At 55.3% G+C, this 6,417-nt stretch carries 3 protein-coding genes; all 3 read left to right on the plus strand.

Going from position 1 to position 6,417, the window contains the following annotated elements; translation table 11 throughout:
• The first annotated feature begins 110 nt into the window (after window positions 1–110).
• The 3 genes from HW115_RS17845 to HW115_RS17855 are packed head-to-tail and all read left to right on the plus strand — an operon-like array spanning window position 111 to window position 5,854.
• Window positions 111–4,253, plus strand: coding sequence for a DUF6288 domain-containing protein (locus HW115_RS17845; protein WP_178934614.1), 4,143 nt, complete (start codon window positions 111–113; stop codon window positions 4,251–4,253).
• Window positions 4,254–4,256: 3 nt separating this feature from the next.
• Window positions 4,257–5,147 (plus strand): hypothetical protein, encoded by an 891-nt coding sequence (locus tag HW115_RS17850; RefSeq protein WP_178934616.1) that lies wholly within the window; start codon window positions 4,257–4,259, stop codon window positions 5,145–5,147.
• A 53-nt stretch (window positions 5,148–5,200) separates the two neighbouring features.
• On the plus strand, window positions 5,201–5,854 hold the full coding sequence (locus HW115_RS17855) for a 3-keto-disaccharide hydrolase (RefSeq protein ID WP_178934618.1): 654 nt from the start codon (window positions 5,201–5,203) through the stop codon (window positions 5,852–5,854).
• The last annotated feature ends 563 nt before the right edge of the window (window positions 5,855–6,417 follow it).

Consider the following 6,417-nt stretch of genomic DNA (forward strand, 5'->3'; position numbering starts at 1 on the left):
GGCTTGATAACCAACTTCGCCCCCGGAATGCGAAATTAAACCCCCGTTCTGCCACCCGGTAACGGCGTGTTCATGTTGCCCCGAGCCTGGTTTTAGCCTAAAATCCGGGCATGATCTCGGTGACTTGCCCCAACTGCCAGCAAAGCTTCGACATTGATGCATCACTCGTCGGCCGCCACGGTCGCTGTGACCACTGCCAAACGAAGTTCGAACTCAAGCCGGACCATTCCAGCCCTGAGCCGGTCCGGAACAACGGTGAAATTCAAGAGCCGGAAGCAAGCCAACAATCGAGCCCCCCGGCAAAACCAGGTAAAGCCGTCGGCCTGATCGCGGCCACCATTGCAATCGTAGCCGGAGCCGGAATTTACCTCCAGCAACAGCAGCCTCCCGAAACCAAACAAAGCGATACCGCCCAGAAACCGGCAACAACGCCCGCAAGCGACGCTCTCGATTCGACCAAACCACAGGCCAAATCCGAAGAAGGCCAAGCTACCCCCACTCCAGCAACAGGCGCACTACCCGCACTGGCTGAGACTTTTCCCGTCAAAACCCAATTTGGGGCCATCGACATCCGGGCTTACCTCAAGACCTACCCGAATGTGCACCAGGGCTGGATGCCATCGAAACCCGAGCAAGCGGACGAAGCCAAACAATGGGGGTCGCACCTCGGGCCACTGGGTGTTCGCATCCGCTCGCACGCCCCCCAGATGCAAGGACGCCCTGCCTTTGCCGCCAATGTCCCGCACTGCCTGCGTGCCGAAGACGGAAAACTGGCACTGACGGCAGCTGAAGTGGTCAGCATCGCCCCCGGTTCTCCTGCAGAAAACCACCTACAAGTCGGCGACCTGATCATTGGTATTGAGGGAGAAGACCTCAAATCCGGGAATCAGTACCGCCCCGAGTGGCAGACCATGCACAAAGACGCTCGCGAACTCCAACTGATGCTCGGAGAAAAAATCGACCAAGCCCAAGGGCGCGGCGATATCCGCCTCACCGTCATGCGCTACCCCGAAGACAGCGTACAGGCCTTCGCTCGTAAACTGAAACTCAGCGACGGCCGCATCCTCGTCGATCCCATTGCCGTCAAAGCTGGCGATACCATCCATCTCATTGTCGATCCCGACGGCAATAATGCCCACGATCACCTTGCCTGGCTTAGCCCGCAACTCACCGGAAACGGTCAATCCACGCTCGACCTCACTGATACAGCACAAATCACGCCGGATCAGGCCACCACCGGTTGGGGAGAGGTCTCCCGGAATAAAGATCTAAGCGGTAAGGACCTCGGAGAAAAAGGCCTCGCTGTGCACGCCGCCTCCCACGTCACCTTCACTGTGCCGACCGGCTACACAAGCTTCCAAACGGCAATAAAAGCCACTCACGCCAATAGCGACGTCACCGCCATCATCAAGGTGAATACCAGACAACAAGCACTACCCGTCCGCAGCAAAGAGATCTGGGCTGGAAAAGGAGGGAACCAATCCGTCGGAGCCCAAAGCTTTGATGTCGAAGTCCCCGGAGACGGATACATTTCGCTCGTCAGCGACAAGTTCGATGACAATATCCACGGCGATGGCACCTCCTGGTTCGATGTCACTCTGGAAGGGAGTTACGGCAGCAAGGAGCTGTTAGCGATGCCTAACGAAGGAGCCCACGCCGGCTACGGCCGCCCTCATTTCACCACCGACAAAGCCACGGAACACAAAGGTGTCACCTATCAACAAGCACTCAACCTGCACGCCCACGGCGTCGCCACCTGGCGCCTGCCCAAGGGAACCACCCGGATCAAAGGAAGCTTTGCAGCCCTGAGCCACGGTAAAGTCCAACCCCGGATCGAGTTCACCAACCTCGCCCGCCCACTTTCCGGTATTCACAAAGAGAAACTTGTTGAACTCCGCTTCCCGATCGGAAAAGCCGGGAGCTTCAGTAGCACCTACCCGAAAGATTGCGCCAAATCCGAGCTCACCGTCCGCCGCCACACCGAATGGCTTGCGGCCCAACAGCAACAAGATGGCTCCTGGCCACGGCTCGCCGGTTATACCACCAATGGATGGGACACCTCCTTCTGCGCCCTCGCTCTGATGTCCAGTGGTGACCCCAAATACAATGATCAAATCAAACGCGCCGCTTACCTCATGGCCTACGATAGCGCCCCCAGCGAGTGGACGGCAGAACGTGCCATGCGCGTCATCTTCCTCGCTGAGTATTATCTGAAAACCAAAGACCAAGCCATTCTCGCCGGTCTGCAATCTTCCTACGTCCAGCTGATGGCAACCGCCAAAACCGACTTCATGGCCGGCCACAAAGTCAATGGCTTCGGCTACGGAATCGCCGGCCAGCACTACGGCACCGGACACCTCGCCCTAGGGATCGCCTTGGCATCCCGCACCCCGATCTCCGTCGATAAGGAACTCGTTGACGGCATTCTTCGACACGCAGGTGAAGTCTGTGTCAATGGAACCTACGCCTATGGTCGCGGCCGCCGGCTCGCCCGCGATGACAGCCGCTATCACGGTGGAGGTAATGCCATGGTCGGCCCCGGCATTCTCGGCGCCATGATCGGGGGAGGACATGAAGCCTCCATCCAGGAGGCCCTTGAACGCTGGTCCGCATCTGCCGGTGACGGCGACAACTCCCACGCCACCAGCTCGCTTGCCTTTATCTTCGCCTCGCTCGCCATGGCCTGTGGCGACGAAGATGTCTTTCTCAAGCACATGCAACATTTCCGCTACAAAATGACTCTGGATGACAACTGGGAAGGTGGTATTCTCAAGTCAGCCTTCCCTCTGGACTTCCAAGGTGGAGAAGGAGTCACGGCCACCTGGATTCGTAGTGCCGGAAGCATCCTCGTCTTTAATGCACTGAAAAAGAACCTCGCCATCACAGGCAACCAATCCCACTACGCCAAACAGAGAATCAAAGAACAAGCGGTCAGCGAATGGGGAGGCCAGATCCACTCCTACTACCTGCGAAACTGGTGCCTTGCCAAAGAAGTTCTCGGCCCGAAAGCCCCCACCGAAATTGAAGCCGGCATCGCGGCGATGGAAAAGCTGCCACGCACCACCGCGCTGGTTCCGGAAACAAAAACCATCGTCACACAGCTCGCCCCTGGATTGATCCAAACCATCGCCAAAGACAGATCACTGAGCGAAATCCAGCGTGCCTACGCGATCGAATTACTCTGCGGTCTGGATTTCCGCCTCTTTGCCAGCCTCGACGGAAAAAATCAAAAAATTGACCTCACCATCAACCACCCGCTGCACCAGCTCAATTGGTTGGAGGAAGACAAACAAGCGATCCTATCCAAGCCGGAATTCAATCTCCAAGCATCATTGGAAATCACCGCGGATAACCTGGCAAAACCCCTCACCTTTTCAGCCAGCTCAAAGAAAGGGTTCAATCCGGAAAGCGGTGAACTCAAAACCAGTATGAAGTCTGAGCTTAAAAACCCGGGAACCCCCAAGTTCAAAGGACAAGCCAAGATCTCCTTCCAACTCGGCGACACCACAATCGCCTACACCCGACCACTCTGGTTCAACACCGAGTTCGCCCATTCCAACAACATCAATCTGCGCCGCCTCAACCTGAAACTCAAAGTTGCCCCACGAGCTTACTTTCAGAGCCAGCCATTGATGATTGCAGGCCGAGCCTTCGATTGTATGTATCCAAAAGAACGCATGCTCGAGGTCAAAGGCCCGGAACCGGGGACCGTCAACATCCACGAGGGCGACAGCGTGCTGGTCAACCTCGCCAGCGAAAATTTCATCTGCCCATGGGTGCTTTCCATGACCTTCCCCGAGATGACCCAAGTGCGGGTCGCCAAAGCTAAAAACCACCATGCCAGCCAGGGCTCGGTCGATGGCGACTGGGAAAACCTCTACGACTTCGATGACAACACCGGCGTCGAGATCAAACCAAGTGATGGAAAAACCGTGATCGCATACGACTTTGGTAAAGCCGTCACTCTGAACGGCTTGGACGTCCGCTACCAGCACGGAAACTTTGTTCGAGTCAGCTACCAACGCAACGGCCAGTGGATTCCTCTCGTTTGGGACCGCTATTCACCTCACACCGGCCATAACCCACGTTTCCCCGACACCGAAGCCCAACACTGGAAAGTTGAACTGCAACATGGACGGAATGCCAAACTCAGCACCCTGCGGTTCTATCACAACCCGAACCGGATCCTAAACTCTCCAGCCTATATCCAGAGCCAACAACCTGATAGCTTCCCGCAAGCATCAGCCAATTAACTCATGCTAAACCCCGCCTCCATCTGGCTGGTGACACTCGCGTGCCTGCTGGCCATGACTTCCTGCAATCGTCCCCCAAGCGAGAAGCCAAACAAAGAGAGCAAGCAGGATAACTCGCCACAGGCCGCCCACCCGTCAGAAAAACTCACTAGCCGTCAACTCAAGGAAGTATTTCCGCTCTATCCCTTGGTCGAAGCCAAACGATGGCAGGAGCTACTAAGGCTGGAACAGCTTGTGTCCAATCCGGAGATGGATCAGGCAACTCGTCGTGAGAGCCAAAAGCAAATCGACAAACTTGCGGCTCAGCTGCAACAACTCCACCCCTTCAGCCAAGACGAGGACAGCGTCACCCTTGGTCTCATCACCTACAATCGACACAACGGCTCCATCGAAGTGATGGCCGAGGTCAACGATCCGGCGTCCCATCAACAGAGTCGTGAAGATATCGAGGTCATTCTCTGCACGCCCAAAGGGCGCACCCATGAAAGCCTCTTCATAACGGATGCCCGCCCGCTCCACCTCGAACTCCTACTCCTCCTAACAGGCTACAGCAATGCCAACACGGAGGAAGCGCCCCCAGCCCGCTTCGCCATCCAGGTGTCCCTACCAAACCAAGCCCCCATACCTCTCCACCATTTATTAAGCACCCAAGATCAAAAACAGCTCGCCACCCCCATGCTCTGGGAGTTCACCGGCAGCCCATTTGACGGGCTCTACCGGCCTGACCTGACAGGAGACCTCATCATCAGCTGGCACGCCCACGATGCCGTGCTCGTCAGTGCCAACAAGCCTATTGCCAGCAATCAAACCAGGCTGCAGGCGAAATCACACCCGGCCCTGACTTCTGGCATCAAAGTCAAACTGCTGCTCATTGCTGAAAACGGGCAACCGTAATGCCGCAAAGCACATGAAAGAGAATATGCTCTGATAACGTAATTGCTTCCCGTATGAAAAAACTCGCATCCCTACTCGCGGCCAGCGTTTTGGCCAGCCCTCTACTTTCAGCCGAAGACACTGGCTTCACCAGCATCTTCGACGGCAAAACACTCAATGGCTGGACCCAGAAAAATGGCACCGCCACCTATGAGGTGAAAGATGGAACCATCGTCGGAACCACCAAAAAAGGTAGCCCGAACTCCTTCCTCTGCACCGATAAACTCTACGGCGACTTCGAACTCACCTTCGAGGTCAAAGTCGACAACGAACTGAACTCCGGTGTCCAGATCCGATCCCAAACCAAGGGCGACAAACCCACGGGCCGCGTCAACGGACCCCAGGTGGAAATCGAAGCCACCAACATCAAAAACGGAGGTGAAGGTGGCTACATTTACGGTGAGTCAGCCGGTGGGTGGCGCACTCCGGCCAAGGACCGCAAACCACACAAGCACTTCAAGGATGGCGAGTGGAACAGCTACCGGATCGTCGCCAAAGGACCTCAAATTCAAGTCTGGATCAATGGCCAGCAGGTCAGCGACCTCAACGATGAAAAAATCTTCAAGTCGCACCCAAAGGGTTTCATCGGCCTACAGGTCCATGGTGTCGGCAACCGCGGTCCTTTTACCGTGGCATGGAAAAATATTAAGATCAAAGAGCTGAAGTAAAGATGCTTCCCCTCATCAGGGTGGAGTGGAAGGTTACCCCTTTCACTCCACCCTTTTTTTGTACGCTTCTTTGTATTTCAATGATCAAGGTTTGCCCAAAGCCTATCGCTTATACCAAGTAGTAAAACAGACGGGACGATAGCCGAGAGGAATGAGTTCTTTGGCAAGGCGCGACGAAGGAATGGTGCGGGCACCATGACTAAGGAGAAACAAAGCCAAAGGAGTCATTCATCCGGAACGCTCATGGATCACGCAGTGCTCTTCCAAATACCTCAACAATGATCAATCGTCTCGTCTGTTTTACGGAGTGGTATTACTTCTAAAAAAATCCTGCAACCCCTCTTCCATCATGTGAATCCTGTCAGCGCCGCAGGCTGTTATACCATTCTCCCAGTTAAATTGGCAGAATGGTTTGAGTTTAATATGATGAGTCAGTCAGCAAGCTGAACGGCAAGGGGGCACTGAATCTTTTAGATTTTACCGTTGTTGCGCGTCGGTTGCATAGCCCGCTATGCGCCTTCCTTGCGCCTAGTTAAAATCGAAAACCTTCAGTGCCATTCAGC

The sequence above is a fragment of the Oceaniferula marina genome, assembly GCF_013391475.1.
GTDB classification, from domain to species: Bacteria; Verrucomicrobiota; Verrucomicrobiia; order Verrucomicrobiales; family Akkermansiaceae; genus Oceaniferula; species Oceaniferula marina.

Coding starts and splice junctions, on each gene's coding strand:
- HW115_RS17845 (WP_178934614.1), top strand. CDS start 111: ATGATCTCGGTGACTTGCCCCAACTGCCAGCAAAGCTTCGACATTGAT.
- HW115_RS17850 (WP_178934616.1), top strand. CDS start 4,257: ATGCTAAACCCCGCCTCCATCTGGCTGGTGACACTCGCGTGCCTGCTG.
- HW115_RS17855 (WP_178934618.1), top strand. CDS start 5,201: ATGAAAAAACTCGCATCCCTACTCGCGGCCAGCGTTTTGGCCAGCCCT.